The sequence below is a fragment of the Agrobacterium sp. NPDC058088 genome, from assembly GCF_042885035.1.
In the GTDB taxonomy this organism is placed as follows: Bacteria; Pseudomonadota; Alphaproteobacteria; order Rhizobiales; family Rhizobiaceae; genus Agrobacterium.
The window spans coordinates 1-19,979 of record NZ_JBHVSU010000009.1 but is presented as its reverse complement, the minus strand read 5'-3'; the positions used below and the strand labels follow the sequence as shown (position 1 = coordinate 19,979).

At 58.9% G+C, this 19,979-nt stretch carries 18 protein-coding genes and 2 riboswitches; of the genes, 4 read left to right on the top strand and 14 right to left on the bottom strand.

Features of this window, described 5'->3' with window-relative positions; all coding sequences use genetic code 11:
- Window positions 1-39 precede the first annotated feature (39 nt).
- A complete protein-coding gene (locus ACFVTJ_RS20130) occupies window positions 40-1,317 on the bottom strand; it encodes an MFS transporter (RefSeq protein ID WP_386910379.1) in 1,278 nt (425 codons plus the stop codon).
- Window positions 1,318-1,732: 415 nt separating this feature from the next.
- Here ACFVTJ_RS20130 and leuC point away from each other — a divergent pair, with 415 nt between their 5' ends.
- Window positions 1,733-3,142: a 3-isopropylmalate dehydratase large subunit gene (gene leuC / locus ACFVTJ_RS20125; RefSeq protein ID WP_386910378.1), complete on the top strand. Its 1,410-nt coding sequence runs from the start codon at window positions 1,733-1,735 to the stop codon at window positions 3,140-3,142.
- Window positions 3,143-3,194: 52 nt separating this feature from the next.
- Here the strand turns inward: leuC and ACFVTJ_RS20120 are convergent, their stop codons facing one another.
- From ACFVTJ_RS20120 to ACFVTJ_RS20090, 7 genes are all read right to left on the bottom strand, one after another.
- Window positions 3,195-4,709 (bottom strand): M48 family metalloprotease, encoded by a 1,515-nt coding sequence (locus ACFVTJ_RS20120; protein WP_386910377.1) that lies wholly within the window; start codon window positions 4,707-4,709, stop codon window positions 3,195-3,197.
- A 254-nt stretch (window positions 4,710-4,963) separates the two neighbouring features.
- Entirely contained in the window at window positions 4,964-5,680 is a 717-nt protein-coding gene (gene thiQ, locus ACFVTJ_RS20115; protein ID WP_386910376.1) for a thiamine ABC transporter ATP-binding protein, read from the bottom strand.
- Window positions 5,677-7,302, bottom strand: coding sequence for a thiamine/thiamine pyrophosphate ABC transporter permease ThiP (gene thiP, locus ACFVTJ_RS20110; RefSeq protein ID WP_386910375.1), 1,626 nt, complete (start codon window positions 7,300-7,302; stop codon window positions 5,677-5,679). The genes thiQ and thiP overlap by 4 nt, the downstream gene beginning before the upstream one ends.
- Window positions 7,303-7,321: 19 nt before the next feature.
- Window positions 7,322-8,335, bottom strand: coding sequence for a thiamine ABC transporter substrate binding subunit (thiB, locus tag ACFVTJ_RS20105; protein WP_386910374.1), 1,014 nt, complete (start codon window positions 8,333-8,335; stop codon window positions 7,322-7,324).
- A gap of 37 nt (window positions 8,336-8,372) precedes the next feature.
- Window positions 8,373-8,483, bottom strand: a riboswitch (TPP riboswitch).
- A 45-nt stretch (window positions 8,484-8,528) separates the two neighbouring features.
- Entirely contained in the window at window positions 8,529-8,921 is a 393-nt protein-coding gene (locus ACFVTJ_RS20100; RefSeq protein WP_386910373.1) for a VOC family protein, read from the bottom strand.
- A gap of 96 nt (window positions 8,922-9,017) precedes the next feature.
- Complete coding sequence (locus ACFVTJ_RS20095; RefSeq protein WP_386910372.1) at window positions 9,018-10,844, bottom strand: ABC-F family ATP-binding cassette domain-containing protein; 1,827 nt, start codon at window positions 10,842-10,844, stop codon at window positions 9,018-9,020.
- A 4-nt stretch (window positions 10,845-10,848) separates the two neighbouring features.
- Window positions 10,849-11,502, bottom strand: a complete 654-nt coding sequence (locus ACFVTJ_RS20090) for a thiamine diphosphokinase (protein WP_386910371.1) — start codon at window positions 11,500-11,502, stop codon at window positions 10,849-10,851.
- Between the two features lie 89 nt (window positions 11,503-11,591).
- Window positions 11,592-11,668: riboswitch (SAM riboswitch) on the top strand.
- Window positions 11,669-11,752: 84 nt separating this feature from the next.
- On the opposite strand from ACFVTJ_RS20090, the gene metA reads away from it, so the two are divergent.
- Window positions 11,753-12,679 (top strand): homoserine O-succinyltransferase, encoded by a 927-nt coding sequence (gene metA, locus ACFVTJ_RS20085; RefSeq protein WP_386910370.1) that lies wholly within the window; start codon window positions 11,753-11,755, stop codon window positions 12,677-12,679.
- A gap of 76 nt (window positions 12,680-12,755) precedes the next feature.
- Window positions 12,756-13,775, top strand: coding sequence for an aldose epimerase family protein (locus tag ACFVTJ_RS20080; RefSeq protein WP_386910518.1), 1,020 nt, complete (start codon window positions 12,756-12,758; stop codon window positions 13,773-13,775).
- Between the two features lie 15 nt (window positions 13,776-13,790).
- Here the strand turns inward: ACFVTJ_RS20080 and mtgA are convergent, their stop codons facing one another.
- The gene (gene mtgA / locus ACFVTJ_RS20075; RefSeq protein ID WP_386910369.1) at window positions 13,791-14,537 is read right to left on the bottom strand and encodes a monofunctional biosynthetic peptidoglycan transglycosylase; all 747 of its coding nucleotides are present in this window, start codon (window positions 14,535-14,537) and stop codon (window positions 13,791-13,793) included.
- A gap of 136 nt (window positions 14,538-14,673) precedes the next feature.
- Between mtgA and ACFVTJ_RS20070 the strand changes: the two genes are divergently transcribed.
- Window positions 14,674-15,588 carry a polyprenyl synthetase family protein gene (locus ACFVTJ_RS20070; protein ID WP_386910368.1) on the top strand — a complete coding sequence of 305 codons (915 nt, stop codon included), beginning with the start codon at window positions 14,674-14,676 and terminating at the stop codon, window positions 15,586-15,588.
- 30 nt (window positions 15,589-15,618) lie between these two features.
- Here the strand turns inward: ACFVTJ_RS20070 and ACFVTJ_RS20065 are convergent, their stop codons facing one another.
- From ACFVTJ_RS20065 to ACFVTJ_RS20045, 5 genes are all read right to left on the bottom strand, one after another.
- Window positions 15,619-16,281, bottom strand: a complete 663-nt coding sequence (locus ACFVTJ_RS20065) for an OmpA family protein (RefSeq protein WP_386910367.1) — start codon at window positions 16,279-16,281, stop codon at window positions 15,619-15,621.
- Between the two features lie 65 nt (window positions 16,282-16,346).
- Window positions 16,347-17,597: a flavodoxin-dependent (E)-4-hydroxy-3-methylbut-2-enyl-diphosphate synthase gene (ispG, locus tag ACFVTJ_RS20060; protein ID WP_386910366.1), complete on the bottom strand. Its 1,251-nt coding sequence runs from the start codon at window positions 17,595-17,597 to the stop codon at window positions 16,347-16,349.
- A gap of 120 nt (window positions 17,598-17,717) precedes the next feature.
- Window positions 17,718-18,908, bottom strand: a complete 1,191-nt coding sequence (locus tag ACFVTJ_RS20055; protein ID WP_386910365.1) for an MFS transporter — start codon at window positions 18,906-18,908, stop codon at window positions 17,718-17,720.
- Window positions 18,909-18,920: 12 nt separating this feature from the next.
- Complete coding sequence (locus ACFVTJ_RS20050; protein WP_386910364.1) at window positions 18,921-19,721, bottom strand: DeoR/GlpR family DNA-binding transcription regulator; 801 nt, start codon at window positions 19,719-19,721, stop codon at window positions 18,921-18,923.
- 129 nt (window positions 19,722-19,850) lie between these two features.
- A partial coding sequence (locus ACFVTJ_RS20045; protein WP_386910517.1) for a biotin/lipoyl-containing protein occupies window positions 19,851-19,979 on the bottom strand: 129 nt, incomplete at its 5' end.

Genomic DNA, 19,979 nt, shown 5'->3' with positions numbered 1-19,979 from the left:
AAACGGCGATCTTGTTCGTCCTCGCTCTGACTTCAAAAATCAGGCAGCCTTGACCTGATTGCCCATCTTACGCGTCGCGATGATGACCAGCACACCTGCAAGGGCAAGGCAGAAAGCAAGGAAGAACATCGGCGCAATGGTGCTGCCGGTCTGATCCTTGATCCAGGGCACAACGTTCTGCGCCACGAAACCACCCAGATTACCGACGGAATTGATCGCGGCGATGCCGGCGGCAGCTCCCGCTCCCTTCAGGAACCGGCCGGGCAGGCTCCAGAACACCGGCTGGCCGGCAAAAATGCCTGCGGCAGCGACGCAAAGGAAGGCGAACTGCAAAATGGGATCGCTGAGCAACGCCGACATCAGCAGGCAGAAAGCGCCAACGAAAGCCGGGCCGACGATATAGGGCGTCTTTTTCTTTGCCTTATCGGCTGCCGAAGGAACGACGAACAGGGCGATGGCGACGATAATCCAAGGTATGATGTTGATGAAGCCGTTGGTGGTGTTGGAAACACCAAAACTCTTCACGATCGTCGGAAGCCAATAGCTGAGACCATAGGCGGCCAGCGGAAAGCCGACATAGCAAAGCGCCATGAACAGAACGCGCGGGTTGATCAGGGCCTTGAAGCCGTCCTCCGCATGGTCTTCCATACCCTTATTTTCTTCGGCCAACCGGTTCTTCAGCCAGTCTTTCTCGTCCTGGGTGAGAAATTTCGCCTTATCAGGCGTATCATCCAGATAAAAGAAGGTGACGATACCGGCGATAACGGCCGGTATGCCGGTCGCGAGGAACACCCATTCCCATCCGGCATAACCGAGGAAACCATCGAGATCGAGCAGCATACCGCCGAGCGGCGCACCGACCGCATTGGCAAGCGCGCTGAAAATCATGAAAAGGCCGATCATGCGGCCGCGATAGTCACGCGGGAACCAGAGCGTCATCAGGAACAGCACGCCCGGGAAGAAACCGGCCTCGCAAAGCCCGAGCAGGAAACGCAGGATGTAAAACATCGTGGCATTCTGCGTATAGGCAAGCGCGATGGTGACGGCGCCCCAGGAAACCAGAATGCGGGCGAACCATTTGCTGGCGCCGAAACGGTTGAGGAACAGGTTGCTCGGCACTTCGAAGATGAAGTAACCGATGAAGAACAGCGACGCGCCAAGACCGTAGGCGTATTCGCTGAGACTCAGCGCATCGACCATCTGCAGCTTGGCATAGCTGACATTTTGGCGGTCGATATAGGCGATGAGATAGAGAAGGCCTAGAAACGGCATCAGCCGCCAGGTGATCTTCGAGATGAGGGCTTTCTCGGATACCATATGCTTTCCTCCCTTCGATTTCTCGTCGAATGCAAATGATAAGGGAACCCATCTATATGTGCGCCGCAAAATAGGCAAGTTGCGCCGCATCATATCCGTTGGAAAGCGTTGCGGTTCCGGCCCTCCAGTCCTGGTGCAGCGCATATGAGCGAAACTATTCCCTCCTCAGGCGTGTCTCCCAAGCATTCATATTGCCGTAAAACCATCGATCTGCTATGAAAGTTGCCATGGGATCTAAATTCGGATGTCTCGCACAGAATGTTTATGTGCTGCAGGACCACAAGCGTCTGCCGGCACGGTTCTTTGCGCGCATTTCCGGGGCGCTCAACAGCCGACTTAGGCTCGCCTGACAGCACCCGCTGTCCACCGCCTTATTGAACCCTGAATATTCTTTTCCATGACAAGGCATTGAGCCATGAGCGCACCCCGCACTTTGTATGACAAAATCTGGGACGACCACGTCGTCAATCGTGACCCGGACGGAACCTGTCTTCTCTATATCGACCGTCACCTCGTGCATGAGGTGACGAGCCCGCAGGCCTTCGAAGGTCTGCGCATCGCCGGCCGTCCAGTCCATTCGCCCACCCGCACGCTGGCGGTCGTCGACCATAATGTGCCGACCACCGCTGACCGGCTGGAAGGCATCAAGAACGAAGAAAGCCGCATTCAGGTGGAAGCGCTTGCGCAGAACGCCAAGGATTTCGGTGTCGAATATTATTCGGAGCGGGACAAACGCCAAGGCATCGTCCACATCGTCGGCCCCGAACAGGGTTTCACCCTGCCCGGCATGACGATCGTCTGCGGCGACAGCCACACCTCGACCCACGGCGCTTTCGGCGCACTGGCACATGGCATCGGCACGTCGGAAGTGGAGCACGTTCTGGCCACCCAGACGCTGATCCAAAAAAAGGCCAAGAACATGCTGGTGCGTGTCGATGGCAAGGTTCCTGAAGGCGTGACCGCCAAGGACATCATCCTTGCCATAATCGGCGAGATCGGCACGGCTGGCGGTACCGGCCATGTGATCGAATTTGCCGGCGAGGCGATCCGCTCGCTCTCCATGGAAGGCCGCATGACGGTCTGCAACATGACGATCGAGGGCGGCGCCCGTGCCGGTTTGATCGCACCTGACGAAACGACTTTCGATTACATCAAGGACAAGCCGCGTGCGCCGAAGGGTGAAACGCTGGAACAGGCCATCGCCTATTGGAAGACGCTGAAATCCGACGAAGGCGCCCATTACGACAAGGTTGTCATTCTCGATGCGGCCAACCTGCCTCCAATCGTCTCCTGGGGTTCTTCTCCGGAAGATGTGACCTCCGTTGAAGGTATCGTTCCCAATCCCGACGATATCGAGGAAGAAAACAAGCGCACCTCCAAATGGCGTGCGCTTGACTATATGGGCCTGAAACCCGGCACACGCATCACCGATATCGCCATCGACCGCGTCTTCATCGGCTCCTGCACCAATGGCCGTATCGAGGACTTGCGCGCGGCAGCGAAGATCGTCGATGGCCGCAAGGTCGCCCCTACCGTCTCGGCGATGATCGTACCCGGCTCCGGCCTCGTCAAGGAACAGGCGGAAAAGGAAGGTCTGGACAAGATCTTCCTCGACGCCGGTTTCGAATGGCGCGAACCGGGCTGCTCCATGTGCCTTGCCATGAATGACGACCGTCTGAAGCCGGGCGAACGCTGCGCCTCCACCTCGAACCGCAACTTCGAGGGCCGTCAGGGCTATAAGAGTCGCACCCACCTTGTCTCCCCCGCCATGGCGGCGGCGGCGGCAATCGCCGGTCATTTCGTTGACGTGCGCGAGTGGCAATGATTGCCGGCTGACGACTTGAACACAAAACCCCGGAGTAATCCGGGGTTTTTATTTATTCAGCGATGATCTTTACACGCTGGCCCGGCTGAAGCGTCGCCGTCGCGCTCATGGCATTGATCATGCGGAACATGTCGAGCTTCCGCTCCGTCCCCATCATCCTCGCCGCCATTGTCGCCACGGTTTCACCGGGCTTCACCGTCACCACCCGCACCCTCAGCGGCTTTAGCGAGGCGATCTCCTGCGGCGTCATCTTGCGGAAGCTGGTGCGCAGTGTGTTGGCAATGGAGTCGAGCTGGGTATTGCCTTTTGGCACTGCTGTCAGGAAACGGAATATCTGCTGGCCGACACGAATGACGGTCACGTCGAAATCCCATTTATCCGCACTCGCCCGGGCTGTCGCAGCCTCCAGACCGTTGATTTGCGTTTCCTTGACGGTTTCCGGTAACAGACCCGCGACCCAGCCGCTGGTCAGGTAGTTGGCGAGGCTCGTCTGCTTCGGATCGGCCACGCCATCGAAACGGATCGCCATATCGCCCGGCCCCGTCGCCAGAACGGCTTCCACCTTGTTGTCGATGACGAACCCTTCCGGCACGTCGAAACGGATGCCCAGCGTTCCGTGCAGGAATGTCTGGCCGCGGACGTAACCTTCCTGTGGGCTGTCCCCGTAAAGCAGCCCATCTATACCATCCAGAAACCAGTCGCGGCCCTTATCCCCGACCTGACCTTCCTGGCCGAAGGCGCGGGCATGGCGGCGCGCAAGCTCGATACGCTGCGGCGTGTTGGGGTGACTGGAAAGGAAGTCGAGGCTCTGGTCGTTTTCGGGATCAGCCGACGAGAACCGTGCATAGGCCGCCATGGAATCCAGAAAACGCGGCGACGCGTAAGGATCGTAACCGGCCTCGCCCAGCATGCGAACCCCAATGACGTCTGCCTGCAATTCCTGCTGACGGGAGAAGGCCGCAAGCCGCAGCTTGCCGCGTGCCAGTGCCTGTTTGCCGGCGAGATCGCTCGACAGAACTTCCGCAACCACACGGCTGGCAATCACCTCCGCCTCTTCGCGGCGCTGGCGTTCGATGCCGTGGTTTGCGGTGACATGGCCCATCTCGTGCGAAAGCACGGCCGCCACTTCGGACGCATCATTGGCAAGCGCCAGCAGGCCGCGCGTGACGTAAAGATATCCGCCGGGCAAAGCGAAAGCGTTGATGGCGGGCGAATTGAGAATGGTGATGCGGTAGGATTGCTGCGGATTTTCCGACACAGCCGTCAGCGCGCCGGCAATGCGGGCGACCAACCGTTCCGTCTTGGCATCGCGATACTCGCCGCCATAACTTGCCACGATACGCGGATGTTCGCGTGCACCCATCTGGGCACGTGGATCGTTCTTCTGCACCTGTTCCACGGTCTGCGGATTGTCCGAGGGACGCAATGTGGACTGATAGGCCGGGCTGAACAGGGACTGGCACGATGACAGCAGCACGGCGGACGCCGTCAGTGCAGACCACGCCGCAGCAAGCCTGCCGGAACGGCGAAGGCCTGAACCGGAGAAAAGCCCCCGCTGTGCAGTCATGCTATTTTTCATTCTCTATGCCTGCCCCTTAACGTTCCTGATCATCCGTTAATTGCAGACCAGAATAACCGATTCGCCCCAATGGGCGATGAATGCCAAAGCGGTAAAAACGATCCACCAAGCCCTGAATATTCCTGAAGAACGCAATAATTCCCATCTTTTCTCGGGCAACAACTTGAAACTGGCAAGTGCAAATTAGCGCCATTGAAGTCATCTAAAGCGATTGCCAGCGGCACGCGTCGAAAATAAGGCGATCAGCCATTCAGAAAACTATCGACCGCCTTCACATTTTGTGTGGCGAAGAAATCTGCGGTCGCGCCTGCGTAGACAACGCGGCCACGCTCAAGAAAAACCACCCGCTGCGCCAGCTTTTTTATGTCGTCGGGATGATGTGTGACAATAATCACCGTATTTTTTGTTTCGTCGTGCAAGTCGAGAAGCAGAGACGTCATGCCCGCCCGCAATCCCGGATCGAGCGCGGCGAAGGGTTCATCGAGCAACATGACCGGTTTTTGCCGCACCAGGGCACGCGCCAGCGCCGCCCTTTGCCTTTCTCCGCCGGAAAGCGTACCCGGCAGGCGCCTGTCGAAACCCGCAAGACCGACGCGCGCCAGCGCCACTTCGATCTTCTGCCGGCCCTCCGCCCGCAATTTCAGGCTGGGGCTGACGCCGAGGGCGACATTGGTGAAAATATCGAGATGGGCGAAAAGATTATTGTCCTGAAAGATCGATGAAACCGGCCTTTCCGAAGGATCCTTTGCCGTGATGTCCTGTCCATCGATAAGCACACGGCCGGAGTCCGGCACCTCGAAACCGGCCACGAGATTGAGGAGCGTCGATTTTCCCGAACCGGAGGCACCGACGACCGCCGTCACCTGACCTTGCGGGAAGGTGCAATCGAGTTCGAAATCCTGCGTCCCGAGCCGTAGCCTGACATTATCCAGCTCCACGGCAAAATCGTCGCCTGTCATATACGAGCCCCTGCTGATTGGGATGGTCTGGAAACACCGCCTGCGGCAAGCAGCAGGCAAACGATGCCGAGGAGGAAGGCATATCCGGCGGCGTCATTGGTGCGATAGCTCCCCATATTGCTGTAAACCAGCCAGGGCAAGGTTATGAAGTTTTCCGATCCGAACAGCGCAACCGCCCCGAGATCGCCGAGCGACAACGCCATGGCAAAAGAAAGTGCCATCAGCATGGGCCGCCGAAGAACCGGCAGATCGGCAAACCGCAACCGCGAAAAGCCCTGAAGTCCGAGGCTGGCGGAAAGCCGGCCGGTGCGCAGGAAATGACTGGTGAAGGCCGGCTCCATCACCCGCATGGCCAGCGGCAGGGCCATCAGCATATTGATGAGCGCCACGAGAACGGGCGCATAGAAGCTGACATCACCGAAGATCCGAAGCAGCAGGAACCAACCGCTTCCAAGCACGACGGGCGGAACAAGCAGCACCAGCGAGGAGCCCGCCCCAAGCAGTGCGGAAAGCAAGCGGAGAGGCCACGCCACCTTGCGTCTGGAGCCGATGGCCTGGCGCGCGCCGATAATCGCCATGCAGCAGAAAACGACGAGAATTGCCGACAGCATGGCGATGGCGAGACTGGTCGCCGCAGCACGCAGGAAGATCGGCGCGGTGAGCAGGCGCGGCAGATCGGCCTGCAACCCCGAAACAGCGATGGCGATAAGCGGCAACCCGACCAGAAAAACAGCAAAAGCGATTGCCGCGCCGTCCCACAGGCGCGCTGCGGTGCTTTTGCCGTCGAAACGCTGGATGCTGCGACCAAGCGAGGAGATTTCCGCTTCCGGTGACGGCAAAAAGGCGAGGAGCGCAAGCAGGATTGCGGTGAGCACAATCTGCAGAACCGAAAGCGCGATTGCCCGCTGCGGATCGAAATCGAACCGCAGCGCCTGATAGATCGCCACTTCCAGCGTCGTTGCTGCCGGCCCGCCGCCCAGAAGAAGCACAAGCGTGAAGCTGGTGGCGCACAGCATGAAAACCAGCCCGGCGATGCCAGGAATGAGCCGCGAGACCGCCGGCCATTCGATGAAACGGAAAACTGAAACCGACCCCATGCCGAGACTTGCCGCCATGCGCCAATATTCTCCCGGAATGCGCTCCAGCCCGGCCAGCATCAGCCGCACGGAAAGCGGCAGATTGAAGAAGACGTGAGCAATGAGAATGCCGGAAAGGCCGTATATGCTGAAAGGCTCATCCGCACCGGCAAAAACAAGGGCACTGTTCAGCACGCCCTGCCTGCCCCAGATAGTGATGATGCCGAAGGCACCGACGATCACCGGCAAACCCATTGGCACCGCCATCAGCCGGATGATCCAGATCCTTCCCGGAAACTCTCTGCGCCGGGCGAGTGCCAGAGCGACGGGCAGACCGAGAACGATAGATAAAAGGGTAGATAGCATCGCCTGGTAAAGCGTGAAGCGCAGGATGCGCAACGTATAGGCATCCATGATTCCGGCGGCGGATGGGCCGGCATCAAATGACAGCAGCGCAAAAACCGCGAGCGCCATGAACAAGAAAACGGCGGCAAAGGCCGCCGTCCCGAAAATGACTGACCGCCGATAATCGCGACGCAACATCATGTGCGAGCGTGCCTCTTCCTCAGTTCATGCTCATGGCCGAAAGCCATTCGTCGATCCAGGCCTTGCGGTTCTTCGCCACCTCTTCGGGATCCATCAGGAAGGTCTTTTGCGGCACGACGAGTTTGGAAAATGCCTCGGGCAAGGGTGCCGACGTGGCCGCGACCGGCATCATCCAGTTGTTTTCAGGAATGGCGTCCTGAAAACCTGATGTCAGTGTGAAAGCGAGAAACTGCTTTGCCAGATCCTTGTGCGGTGCGTTTTTGAGGAGACCAGAGACTTCGATCTGGATGTAATGCCCTTCGGAAAAGGCCGCAGCCTGATAACGCTCCGATTTTTCCGCGACCATGTGATAGGCGGGCGAGGTGGTGTAGGAGAGCACCATCGGCACTTCCCCCTTGGTGAAGAGGCCATAGGATTCCGACCAGCCCGGCGTGACGGTGAGAATGCGCTTCCTGAGCTTTGCCCAGGCCTCCGGCGCCTTGTCGCCATAAACCGATTTCACCCACAAAAGCAGGCCGAGCCCCGGCGTGGAAGTGCGCGGATCCTGAATGGCGATCTTCTGCGCGGGATCGCCTTCCACCAGCTCCTTCAGGCTCGTCGGCGGGTTCTTCACCGTCTGCGTGTCATAGATGACGGCAAAATGCCCATAGTCATAGGGTACGAAAACATCATCCTTGTAACCGCCCGGCACTTTGGCCGCCGACGCATCGATGCCGCTCACGTCAAAAAGACCGGTCTGTTTCGCCTCTGCGACAAGATTGGTGTCGAGACCAACGACCACATCCGCCTTGGATCCTGCGCCTTCAAGCTTCAGACGATTGAGCAGTGCCACACCATCCGCGACACCCACAAAATTGACCTTGCAGCCGCACACCTTCTCGAAAGCTTCCTTCACCTTAGGGCCGGGACCCCATTCGGAAACGAAGCTTTCATAGGTATAGACGGTCAGTTCCGGCTTATCCTGAGCCGCGGCGAGACCGGGCAGAAACAGCGAGGCGGCAATGACGGAATTCAGAAAAAGACGACGGCGCACGGGTATCTCCTCAAAAAACGAGAAGGAGTAGCCGCTTGTCTTTAAGCCGTCTAATCCCTCCGCCGGTATGAACCGGATCAGGTTCTTCGGGTTGGCAAGCCTCTCAGCCTTCTGCACATGAGCACAGAAGACACCCCGTTAGATCAAGATGATGGTTTAGTCCCGTCGTCTGTGATTGGCAAGACGGCCGAGATCAGCCCTGCCCCGTCATATGCACCAGTTCCCAGACGTGACCGTCGGGATCTTGAAAGCTGCCCGCATACATGAAGCCATGGTCCTGAACCGGTTTCCAGCTGCTGCCACCGGAGGCAAGCGCGGTCGCGATCATCCCGTCGATCTCCTCGCGGCTCCCGGCGGAAAGGCAGGTCAGAACCTCGGTGCTGCGCTTGGCATCGGCGATATCACCATTGATGAAATCGCGAAAACGTTCCTCCTGAAGAAGCATCACGAAGATGTTCTCCTCCACGATCATGCACAGCGTGCGGTCGTCGGAATACTCCGGATTGAAACTGAAACCGAGGGCCGTGAAAAAGCTTCTCGATCCCTCGATGTTCTTGACCGGCAGATTGACGAAAATCATGCGCATTTCAGACGTCCTCCAAACGAACGCGAGCATAGAACGGCAATTCCGCTTGCCTGTCAAAGGCCGAAGAAGGGCTGCTTGAATGGAGAGCGCCTGGTTTCAGCTCTCCAGTTCTTCGCGCAGCATCTCCAGCTCCAGCCATTCCTCTTCCATGGTCTCCAGCTTTTCGCGCAGCTTTTCCATTTCCTGCGCCAGCTTGTTGAAGGTCGCCTGATCCTTGGCGAAGAGTTGCGGGTCAGCCATGCGCTGTTCGCGTTTTGCGATCTCTTCCTGGGCCTTTTCCATTTCCTTCGGAAGATTTTCGAGAGCGAATTTTTGCTTGAAGGAAAGTTTGCCCTTGGCCTTGACGGGCTCCTGCGATGGCGAAGCTGAAGATACGGCTCTTGCCTTTTCCTGCCTTTCGGCCTTGCGTTTTTCTTCCGCCGCACCCTTGCGCTGCGCCATCATGTCCGAATAGCCGCCCGCATATTCGATCCAGCGCCCATCCGGCTGATCGGGATTGGCCGGCGCGATGGTGGAGGTGACGGTACGATCCAGAAAATCACGGTCGTGGCTGACGAGAATGACCGTACCGGAAAAACCGGCCACGATCTCCTGCAACAGATCGAGCGTTTCGATGTCGAGATCGTTGGTCGGTTCGTCGAGAATGAGAAGATTGGTCGGCCGGGCCAGAATGCGCGCCAGGATAAGACGGGCGCGCTCCCCACCGGAAAGATTGCGGATGGGTGTGCGCGCCTGTTCCGGCTGGAACAGGAAGTCCTTCATGTAACCCGTAACATGCTTCACTTCGCCATTGACGAGAAGATTGTCACCACGCCCGTCGGTCAGATAATGGGCGAGCGTTTCGTTAGGGTTGAGATCCTCACGTTTCTGGTCAAGCGTGGCGATCTCCAGATTGGTGCCGAGCTTCACCGTGCCGCTGTCGGGTTCAAGCTGGCCCGTCAGCATCTTCAGGAGCGTGGTTTTGCCCGCACCGTTCGGACCGACGAGACCGATGCAATCCCCCCGATGAACCCTGAGCGAGAATGGCGCCACGATCACGCGCTCGCCATAAGCCTTGGTGATGGCGTCGGCCTCGATGACCAGCTTTCCGGATTCCCGCCCTTCGGTGACGGTTGCCTGTACGGAACCCTGCGGACCCTTGTGGCCGCGATATTCCGCGCGCATGGCCTGAAGCTCGCCGACGCGGCGCATGTTGCGCTTGCGCCTTGCGGTCACGCCGTAACGCATCCAGTGTTCTTCGCGCTCGATGGCCTTGCCGAGCTTGTGCTGTTCCAGCTCTTCCTCTTCCAGCACCTTGTCGCGCCATTCCTCGAAATGGGCAAAGCCACGATTGAGACGGCGCGACTGACCGCGATCGAGCCACACTGTGGAGGTCGAGACCTTCTCCAGAAAGCGCCGGTCGTGCGAGATCAGCACCAGAGCACTGCGCGTCTGCTGTAACTCGCCTTCCAGCCATTCGATAGTAGGCAGGTCCAGATGGTTGGTCGGCTCGTCCAGCATCAGAATATCAGGCTCAGGCGCCATGACGCGGGCAAGCGCCGCACGGCGCGCTTCGCCGCCTGAGAGGCTCTCCGGATTTTCCTGTCCGGTAAGACCCAGATGTTCGAGAAGATAGGTCACCCGATAGGGATCGTCACCCGGCCCAAGCCCCGATTCCGCATAGGCTTGCACGGTGTCATAACCCGCAAAATCCGGTGCCTGTTCAAGATAACGAATGGTAGCGGCGGGATGCCGGAAAACCTCGCCCGACTGCGCCTCGACCAGACCGGCAGCAATCTTCATCAGCGTGGATTTACCCGAGCCATTGCGTCCGACAAGGCAGATACGGTCACCGGGCTCTACCTGGAGATTGGCGCCGTCGAGCAGTGGGGTCACGCCGAAGGTCAGCTTTATATCGTCGAGTTTCAGAATTGGGGGTGCCAAGGCGTCAGGCTCCGGTCAGGTCATAGGGTCGGGCAAGCACGATGGCTTTGCCGCTTTTCAGCGAGAAATGCACAGGGCCGCCATTCGCGACATTGGAAATAGTGCGGGAGGAGCCGAAAGCAAGCACGAAATCATTAAGCGGATAACGCACATTGCCGATATTGAGCCCCTCAAGGGTGGTGAACCCGGCGACCGAAAACAGCGATCCGGCTGGCAGATCAATGGTGAGCGAACCGGCAAGCAGCGGCCTCGCCTCTTCTTCACCGGAGGTCAGCGTCACCCGGAAACCGCGCTCCGCAAGCGCTACGGCATAAAGAAGGTGCTGAAGCGCATGGTCGCTTCTCGCGCCACCGAGCGCGCCCACCAGCAGCAGCGAGTGTGCGCCACGCGAAAGTGCTTCGGAGACCGCGATCTCCCCATCTGTCACGGCCTTTGCCGCCGGATAGGGTTGCCGCGTCACATCGGGCCAGGCATTGAGCAGCTCTTCACTGGCGGAATCGAAATCTCCGACCCAAAGTTCAGGCGTAAGACCGAGCGGCGCGGCATGGCGCATTCCGCCATCGGCCGCAATCACGCGGCTATTCGCGACCGCCCGTTTCAGACGATCGGTCACCGTGACATCGCCGCCAAGCAGAATGGTGAAGCACTCTTTATCCATGCCCTGCCTTATCGCACCTCGGCCAAAAAGGGAAAGCAGAAACCCGATGAAATCAGCCTATATTGATTTTCGCCGGCTTCGGGATTATGAAACCCCTCAGTGGTGATTTGCCGACCGGCTTGCAGCCACTTTAAAGAAGTCGCTAAAGGGTCGAGGAAAAGGGCAATTTCCTGGGACCGGTCGCGATTTCCGCTGCCGGTTTTTTTGTTTTCGCAACGTTCTTTACGCGACCCGGAAAAGAGAGTTCGACATGCCGATCAAGATACCCGATACGCTTCCCGCTTTTGATACCCTCGTTCATGAGGGCGTGCGGGTCATGACCGAAACGGCGGCCATCCGGCAGGATATCCGCCCGCTCCAGATCGGGCTTCTCAACCTCATGCCGAACAAGATCAAGACCGAAATCCAGATGGCGCGCCTCGTCGGCGCCTCGCCGCTGCAGGTGGAATTGTCGCTCGTCCGCATAGGCGGTCATCGCGCCAAGAACACACCGGAAGAGCACCTCCTCTCCTTCTACGAGACGTGGGAGGAAGTGCGTCACCGCAAGTTCGACGGTTTCATCATTACCGGCGCTCCCATCGAGCTGCTGGAATATGAGGACGTTACCTATTGGAATGAAATGCAGAAGATTTTCGAATGGACCCGCACCAATGTTCATTCGACCCTCAACGTCTGCTGGGGCGCGATGGCCGCCATCTATCATTTCCATGGCGTGCCGAAATACGAACTGAAGGAAAAAGCTTTCGGGGTCTATCGCCACCGCAACCTTTGCCCCTCCTCGATCTACCTCAACGGCTTTTCGGACGATTTTCAGGTTCCGGTATCGCGCTGGACGGAAGTTAGGCGCGCCGATATCGAAAAACACCCCGACCTCGAAATCCTGATGGAATCTGAGGAAATGGGCGTGTGTCTGGTGCATGAGAAGGAAGGTAACCGTCTCTATATGTTCAATCATGTCGAATATGATTCGACCTCATTGTCCGACGAGTATTTCCGTGACGTGAATTCCGGCGTGCCTATCAAGCTTCCGCATGATTATTTTCCGCATAACGACCCGGAGCTCGCCCCGCTAAACCGCTGGCGCAGCCATGCCCATCTGTTTGTCGGAAACTGGATCAACGAAATATACCAGACGACGCCCTATGATCTCGAAGCCATCGGGCAGATGGCTGCCTAAACTGCAGGATTGCGAATTGCCGGAAAATGACGCAACGTCCGCCCCGGCAATTCGCGACACCATGGAGAATGACGAGATGAGCGACGGTGCGGCACGAGAAGATTTCGGTTTCACGACGACGGGTGAAAAGGTCGAACGGGTCACCATCTCTAAAGACGGTTTGACAGCGAAAATCATCACCTGGGGCGCCGTTATCCAGGATTTGCGGCTTGACGGCCACCAGCCGCCGCTGGTGCTCGGCTTCGAAAAGTTCGAGGACTACAAATATTCCTCCTATTTCGGCGCCACGCCCGGCCGCAACGCCAATCGCATCGGCAATGGCAGGTTCGCCATCGACGGGCACGAATATCAGCTGGAGCTGAACGAAAAGGGCGTGACTCATCTGCATGGCGGCAGCGATGGCATGGGCAAGCGCAACTGGATGCTGATGGAACATGGCGAAAGCCATGCCGTCCTGCAGATCATCGATCCAGATGGCCGCGCCGGTTATCCCGGCAACTGCACGGTGACCGCCACCTATACGATCCGCGATGGCGGCGTGCTTTCGGTGGTTTACGAAACGGTGACCGACCGGCCGACCATCGCCAATGTCTGCCAGCACTCCTATTTCAATCTCGACGGCGCGGATACCGCACTTGGCCATGAAATCAGCATCGCCGCTGACTTTTACCTGCCGACCAACGAACAGCAGATACCGACAGGCGAAATCCGCTCCGTCGAAGGCACCGTCTTCGACCTGCGCCACTCGACGCCGATGCGGCGCACGGAGAATGGCGAACAGGTTCTGTACGACCACAATTTCTGCCTTTCGCCCGAGCGTCGCGCCAAGCGCAAGGTCGCCCGTGCCTATTCGCCCGCCTCCGATATCGCGCTTGAAGTTCACACGACAGAGCCCGGCGTGCAGTTCTATTCGGCCTTCAAGCTGGACGTTCCCGTTCCGGGCCTCGATGGCCGACACTACGGCCCCTTCGCCGGTTTCTGCCTTGAAACGCAGATTTGGCCTGATGCCGTCAATCACCCGGATTTTCCGCACGCCATCCTGCGGCCGGGCGAAACGCTGCGTCAGGAAACGGACTATATTTTTAGAAAGGGTTGAGGCGGAGGGCTGGGCTCAGTCCAGCACGCAGCCGACATAGCTGCCCGAGGCGCGGGCACGACGCTCGATAAGGCCAGCCAGCCGCTGCAGGCCGCGCCCTGGTTTGCTCGCAACCCGGTCAATCGGATTAGGCAGAGAGACGGCCAAAAGCGCGGCCTGACGGGAATTGAGCTTGGCAGCCGGTATATTGAAATGATGCTGGGCCGCCGCCTCGATGCCGTAAATACCCGGCCCCCACTCGGCAACGTTGAGATAAATCTCCATCATCCGCTTTTTCGACCAGACGAAATCAGCCGCGATTGCCAGCGGCAACTCCAGCCCCTTGCGCAGGAAAGAGCGGCCATTCCATAAAAACAGGTTCTTGGCCGTCTGCATCGGAATGGTGCTGGCACCGCGGGTGGAGGCTCCATCAAGTGCATTGCTGACCACAGATTGCATCTGGTTCCAGTCCACACCGCCGTGGAAACAGAATTGCCCATCCTCGGACATCATCACGGATTGCACAAGGCGCGGCGAAATATCCTCGAGCGGCACCCAGCGCCTGTCATAACCCTGAAAGGTCACGAGATCGGCAAGCATCAGCGTCGAAACAGGTCGGATGAACGGCAGCGCATAAACCGGGATCAACAGATAGGGCAGGATCAGCAAAGGCAGCAAGGTCATCAGGATGCGCTTTGCCAACGTGCGAAAATCCACCTTCGGACTGCTCCGGTCTTCCGCCAGCACGGCGTATTCTGCGTCGCTTTCAGGCGTACTGCTCAATTTCCGTCCCCGCACCCACGCCAATTGAAGCCTTTCATAGTCCATTGCCGTCTTCAAGGCGAGTCCGGTCACACCGTTGCGCAATGGAATCACGAAAAGGTTTGCCTGCATTCGTTCGACATGCCAAAGAGCGCGCATGGACGCTCAGATGACGAATTTCGAAACGAGGCTGCGCGAAAACGCGGCGAAAACCGAAGCGCTGCTTGGCCACCTGCTTTCCGGCAAGGCACGCGCGGACGAGATCACACGCCCGCAAAACCTGCTGGAGGCCATGCGCCATGGCGTGCTGAACGGCGGTAAACGCCTGCGGCCTTTTCTCGTCATCGAAAGTGCAACGCTTCTTGGCGGAGATGCCGAAGCCGCCCTTTATGTCGGCGCAGCACTCGAATGCCTCCATTGTTATTCGCTTGTTCATGACGACCTGCCGGCCATGGATGACGACGACTTGCGCCGTGGCCAGCCGACCGTGCACCGCAAATTCGATGAGGCAACCGCCATCCTCGCGGGCGACAGCCTGCTGACGCTTGCTTTCGACATCATCGCCTCGGATGACAATCCGCTGGCAGACGAGCGCAAGGCCGCACTCGTGCTTTCGCTCGCGCGCGCCGCCGGCATTGGCGGCATGGCTGGCGGACAGGCCCTTGATCTCGCTGCCGAAAAGAACGCGCCTGATGAGGACGGCATCATCACATTGCAGGCTATGAAAACTGGGGCTTTGTTGCGTTTCGCCTGCGAGGCCGGAGCGATCATTAGCGGCAGCGATCAGGCCGAAAGGCAGAAACTGCGCCTCTTCGGCGAAAAGATCGGCCTCGCCTTCCAGCTCGCCGACGATCTTCTGGATCTGACTGCCGATGCCGCCACCATGGGGAAGGCGACTGGCAAGGATGCCGCACGCGGCAAGGGCACGTTGGTGGCACTGCGCGGCGAAGACTGGGCACGCCGCAAACTGCAGGAACAGGTGGCGGAAGCCAGCGAACTCCTGGCCCCTTATGGCGAAAAGGCCGCGATTCTCATCGCGGCCGCAAGATTCATCGCCGAACGGAAAAGCTGAGCAGATACCTCTCAGCTTTTCATTATCCAATCAGCCCTTAAGCGGCGAAATCAGCACTTCAACGCGACGGTTCTGGGCGCGGCCGTCAGGTGTTGCGTTCGACGCGATCGGCTGCGTGGCACCAAAACCGAGCGTCGAGATACGACGCTGGTCGACACCCCGCGCGCCGAGATAATTGGCAACCGATGCGGCGCGACGTTCCGAAAGGCCCTGATTGTAACCGGGGTTGCCGGTAGAATCCGTGTGGCCGTTAATATCGATAAGCGTACGGTTGAACTTGTTCAGCACGATAGCGACGGAATCGAGCGTCTGATAGAACGGTGGAATGACCTGATCCTGATCCGTCGCGAAGGTAATGTTCGACGGCATGTTGAGAACGATGCTGTCGCCACGGCGGGTAACCGAAACGCCTGTGCCCTGAAGCTGCGCGCGAAGTTCGGATTCCTGACCGTCCATGTAATTGCCGATGGCGCCACCGGCGAGCGCACCGATGCCCGCACCGATAAGCGCGGCGTTACGGCGGCCGACCGGCGAGCCGCCGACAGCCAGACCACCGAGAGCACCAACAACAGCGCCGATACCCGCGCCGCCGGCCGTGTTCGACATCTTCTGCTCGCCCGTATAGGGATCGGTGGTGGTGCAGGCGGAAAGATAGGTGCCGCAAAGGGCGACGATCGCGATTTTTTTGATCATGTGTTTTGATGCTCCGAGAGGTTCAGGAGGTAGAACAGTGGAATTCCGGCCTTTTCACGGTCGTTTTACTCCGCCGCATCTTTGTGGCCAAAACGCTTTTCGATGTAGTCGATCACAAGCGCTTCAAAATCGGCGGCGATGTTGGGACCACGCAGGGTGAGAGCCTTTTCGCCATCGATGAAAACAGGCGCGGCCGGGCTTTCGCCAGTTCCGGGCAGTGAAATGCCGATATCGGCATGTTTGCTTTCGCCGGGCCCATTGACGATGCAGCCCATGACGGCAACATTCAGCGCCTCGACGCCGGGATATTTTTCACGCCAGACCGGCATATTCTTGCGAATGTCGTTCTGGATGTTCTGGGCAAGTTCCTGAAAGACGGTGGACGTGGTGCGCCCGCAGCCGGGACATGCCGCAACCACCGGAATGAACTGACGGAAACCCATAACCTGCAGCAGTTCCTGCGCCACCTGCACCTCACGGGTGCGGTCGCCATTCGGCTCAGGCGTCAGCGAAACGCGGATCGTATCGCCAATGCCGTGTTGCAGAACGTAACCCATGGCGGCAGACGAGGCGACGATGCCCTTCGACCCCATGCCCGCTTCAGTGAGGCCGAGATGCAGGGCATGGTTGGAGCGCTCAGAAAGCATCGAATAAACGGCAATCAGATCCTGCACTTGGCTGACCTTGGCAGACAGGATGATGCGATTGCGCGGCAGGCCGATCTCTTCGGCAAGCTCCGCGGAAATCAGTGCTGACTGCACGATCGCCTCACGCGTGACCTGACGGGCGGAGAGCGGAAAACCCTGCTCCTTGTTCCTGTCCATCAGGGTCGTCAGCAGCTCCTGATCAAGCGACCCCCAGTTGACGCCGATGCGGACGGGTTTGTCATAACGAATCGCCATTTCGACAATCTCGCCGAACTGCTTGTCCTTCTTGTCCTTGAAACCGACATTGCCGGGGTTGATGCGGTATTTGGCCAGCGCTTCGGCGCAAGCCGGATGATCGGCCAGAAGCTTGTGGCCGATATAATGGAAATCGCCCACAAGCGGCACATCAAGCCCAAGGCGCAGCAACCGCTCACGGATTTTCGGCACGGCGGCCGCACTCTCGTCACGATCGACGGTGATGCGCACGATTTCCGAACCAGCCCGGAAGAGCGCCGCCACCTGTTGCACGGTGGCGTCGATGTCCGCCGTATCGGTATTGGTCATGGACTGCACGACGACGGGTGCGCCACCCCCCACGATGACGCCGCCGACGTCTACAGCGACGGATGAGCGGCGGGGCTTCGGGTCATAATCGGCATGTGACGTCATGGCGGTCTCTGGAGCTTGCGGCAAGGTCTTGCAATTGAGGTGAAACAGGCAAGCCTGCTTGTCAACACCCAACGCGCTGGAGCTTCTACTTTACCGCAATCATGGCAAAATTCGAGACGCCTATTCCTTGCCCGCACCATCCGCATGGCGGGCGAGCCGCGAAAGCAGGAGAACCACCACATGAAGAAGCGGCAGGAACAGGAAAACGCTGGCGAGGCCGGTATGCTCTGCAATGAAGCCGATTGCCGACGGCGCTACCAGAATGCCGGAATACCCCATGGTGGTGACGACCGAAAGACCAATCCCGGGTGCCAGCCCCGGCATGTTGCCCGCAGCCGAAAAGGCAATGGGCACCATGTTGGAGATACCGATGCCAGCGATCGCAAAGCCGATTATGGCGATGGTTGAATTGTCCGCAACACCCGCAATCAGGAGACCTATGATCGACATGGCCGAACAGAAGCGCAGCGTTGTTACAGCGCCAAAACGGTCGCGCACGAGGTCACCGGCAAAGCGCATCGCCGCCATGGTCATGGAGAAGGCCGCAAAAGCGAAACCGGACTGCGATACGGAAGCGCCGAGTTCATTGCGCAGATAAAGCGCGCCCCAATCGAGGATGGCGCCTTCAGGGATCATCGAGAACAGGGCCATCAGGCCGATGATCCAGGGCAGCGGCGTTAGCGGCAGGCCACCTTTCGGACGCTCTTCCTCGGGGTGCGGACGATCCGCCAGAACCCGCGGCCACGCAATGACGAGGAGCACCAGCGCGATGACGGTGAGTGCAATGGCGTGGCCCTGCACGCCGATTGCCGTGATGAGATAACCACCGAGACCGGCCCCGATGAGGCCACCGAGGCTCCAGAAGGCATGGCAGGACGACATGATCGCCCGGCGCATATCACGCTCCACAGCCACGGCGTTGGCATTCATGGCAACATCCATCGCCCCCGTCAGCCCGCCAAACAGGAAAACCGCGATCACGCCGGCCCAAACCGTGCCGGCCCATGAGATGAAGAGCAGCGTCGGCAAAAAGATCGCCGCCGTGACAAGGCTTACCGTCCTTGAGCCAAACCGGGCGATCTGGGAGCCGGCAATCGGCATGAAAACCAGCGAACCGATACCGAAAACCAGAATGATCAGGCCAAGCGCACTTTCGCTGAGAGACAGGCGCGCGGCAAATTCCGGAATCTTCGGCGCCCATGATCCCATCATGAAGCCGTTCATCAAGAACAGCAGCGAAACGCCGAGCCTGTGTCGCGTCAGATAGGACGAGCGTGTGCCTGTCGGCGAAAATGTCGTGGGGCCATTCATCGGCAATATCCTTCAGACTTGACCATGAGAAAACAGGGCAGCGTCATCGTCGCCGCAATAAACGTCTACGCCTTGTGCCGAGAGCGACTCGACCAATGCCCGGTCGGCATCCCGTTCCAGCACGAGGCAAAGCGGTGGGGAAAAATCATGGACGTGGAAAGCAGCCTTATGGCCGAGCTTTTCCGTGGTAATTGCGGCGATGACCCGCTGGCTGGCGCTGCAGCCAAGCCGCTTGAACACCGCGTCCTCGAATACATCCGCTGACAAACCCGTCTCGGCCGCAACACCGCAAACACCGAGAATGCAGAGATCGGGCCGCATCAGCTCAAGCTGCCGCAACGCCATCGCGTCGATCGCTGCACCGACGGCCGGATCGACCTTGCCGCCAATCAGCACCAGATCGATATCGGACCGCCCCGTCAACTCGGCAGCTATGGCGGGCGTGTTCGTCACGACGGTCAGCTTGAGGCCGGCCGGGATCGCCCTTGCAATGGCAAGATTGGTCGAGCCGGCATCGATGAAAACCACCATGCCCGGTTCAAGAAGTGGAACGACGGCGCGGGCCAGCATGGCCTTGCGGTCGGCGTCCTCGGCAATCCGCGTTTTCAGCGGCACAGTCGTGCTGTCGGAAAGCAGCGCCCCGCCGTAAACGCGCAGGCATTCCCCACGCGCCGCCATCTCGCGCAGGTCGCGGCGCACCGTGTCTTCGGAGACGCCGAAATTCTGGGCCAGATCCTGCGCGAGCACCCGGCCACTTTGCCGCAACTGCGCAAGGATGAGCGCCTGCCGCTCACTGACGAAATGATCACTCATCGGGACTCATGCATAAACAAGTATAAACGTGCACGAACATGCATAATCAAGTTTCTGCCGGAGTGCAATAAAAAACGCCCGCCTAGAAGGCGGGCGTCTGTAGCTCTGTTGCAGGGGAGAGGTACGCCGTTATTCGGCGTAGGAGACCAGCAAATCCTTCGCATCGATCTGATCACCGGGGCGCACCAGAACCTCAGTGATCTTGCCGTCGCGTTCGGCATGCAGCGCGGTTTCCATCTTCATGGCCTCGATGGAGAG

Bases quoted from the DNA above. Each gene is read 5' to 3' on its own strand.
- ACFVTJ_RS20130 (WP_386910379.1), bottom strand. From the start codon at position 1,317: ATGGTATCCGAGAAAGCCCTCATCTCGAAGATCACCTGGCGGCTGATG.
- leuC (WP_386910378.1), top strand. From the start codon at position 1,733: ATGAGCGCACCCCGCACTTTGTATGACAAAATCTGGGACGACCACGTC.
- ACFVTJ_RS20120 (WP_386910377.1), bottom strand. From the start codon at position 4,709: ATGACTGCACAGCGGGGGCTTTTCTCCGGTTCAGGCCTTCGCCGTTCC.
- thiQ (WP_386910376.1), bottom strand. From the start codon at position 5,680: ATGACAGGCGACGATTTTGCCGTGGAGCTGGATAATGTCAGGCTACGG.
- thiP (WP_386910375.1), bottom strand. From the start codon at position 7,302: ATGATGTTGCGTCGCGATTATCGGCGGTCAGTCATTTTCGGGACGGCG.
- ACFVTJ_RS20100 (WP_386910373.1), bottom strand. From the start codon at position 8,921: ATGCGCATGATTTTCGTCAATCTGCCGGTCAAGAACATCGAGGGATCG.
- ACFVTJ_RS20090 (WP_386910371.1), bottom strand. From the start codon at position 11,502: ATGGATAAAGAGTGCTTCACCATTCTGCTTGGCGGCGATGTCACGGTG.
- metA (WP_386910370.1), top strand. From the start codon at position 11,753: ATGCCGATCAAGATACCCGATACGCTTCCCGCTTTTGATACCCTCGTT.
- ACFVTJ_RS20080 (WP_386910518.1), top strand. From the start codon at position 12,756: ATGAGCGACGGTGCGGCACGAGAAGATTTCGGTTTCACGACGACGGGT.
- ACFVTJ_RS20070 (WP_386910368.1), top strand. From the start codon at position 14,674: ATGGACGCTCAGATGACGAATTTCGAAACGAGGCTGCGCGAAAACGCG.
- ACFVTJ_RS20065 (WP_386910367.1), bottom strand. From the start codon at position 16,281: ATGATCAAAAAAATCGCGATCGTCGCCCTTTGCGGCACCTATCTTTCC.
- ispG (WP_386910366.1), bottom strand. From the start codon at position 17,597: ATGACGTCACATGCCGATTATGACCCGAAGCCCCGCCGCTCATCCGTC.
- ACFVTJ_RS20055 (WP_386910365.1), bottom strand. From the start codon at position 18,908: ATGAATGGCCCCACGACATTTTCGCCGACAGGCACACGCTCGTCCTAT.
- ACFVTJ_RS20050 (WP_386910364.1), bottom strand. From the start codon at position 19,721: ATGAGTGATCATTTCGTCAGTGAGCGGCAGGCGCTCATCCTTGCGCAG.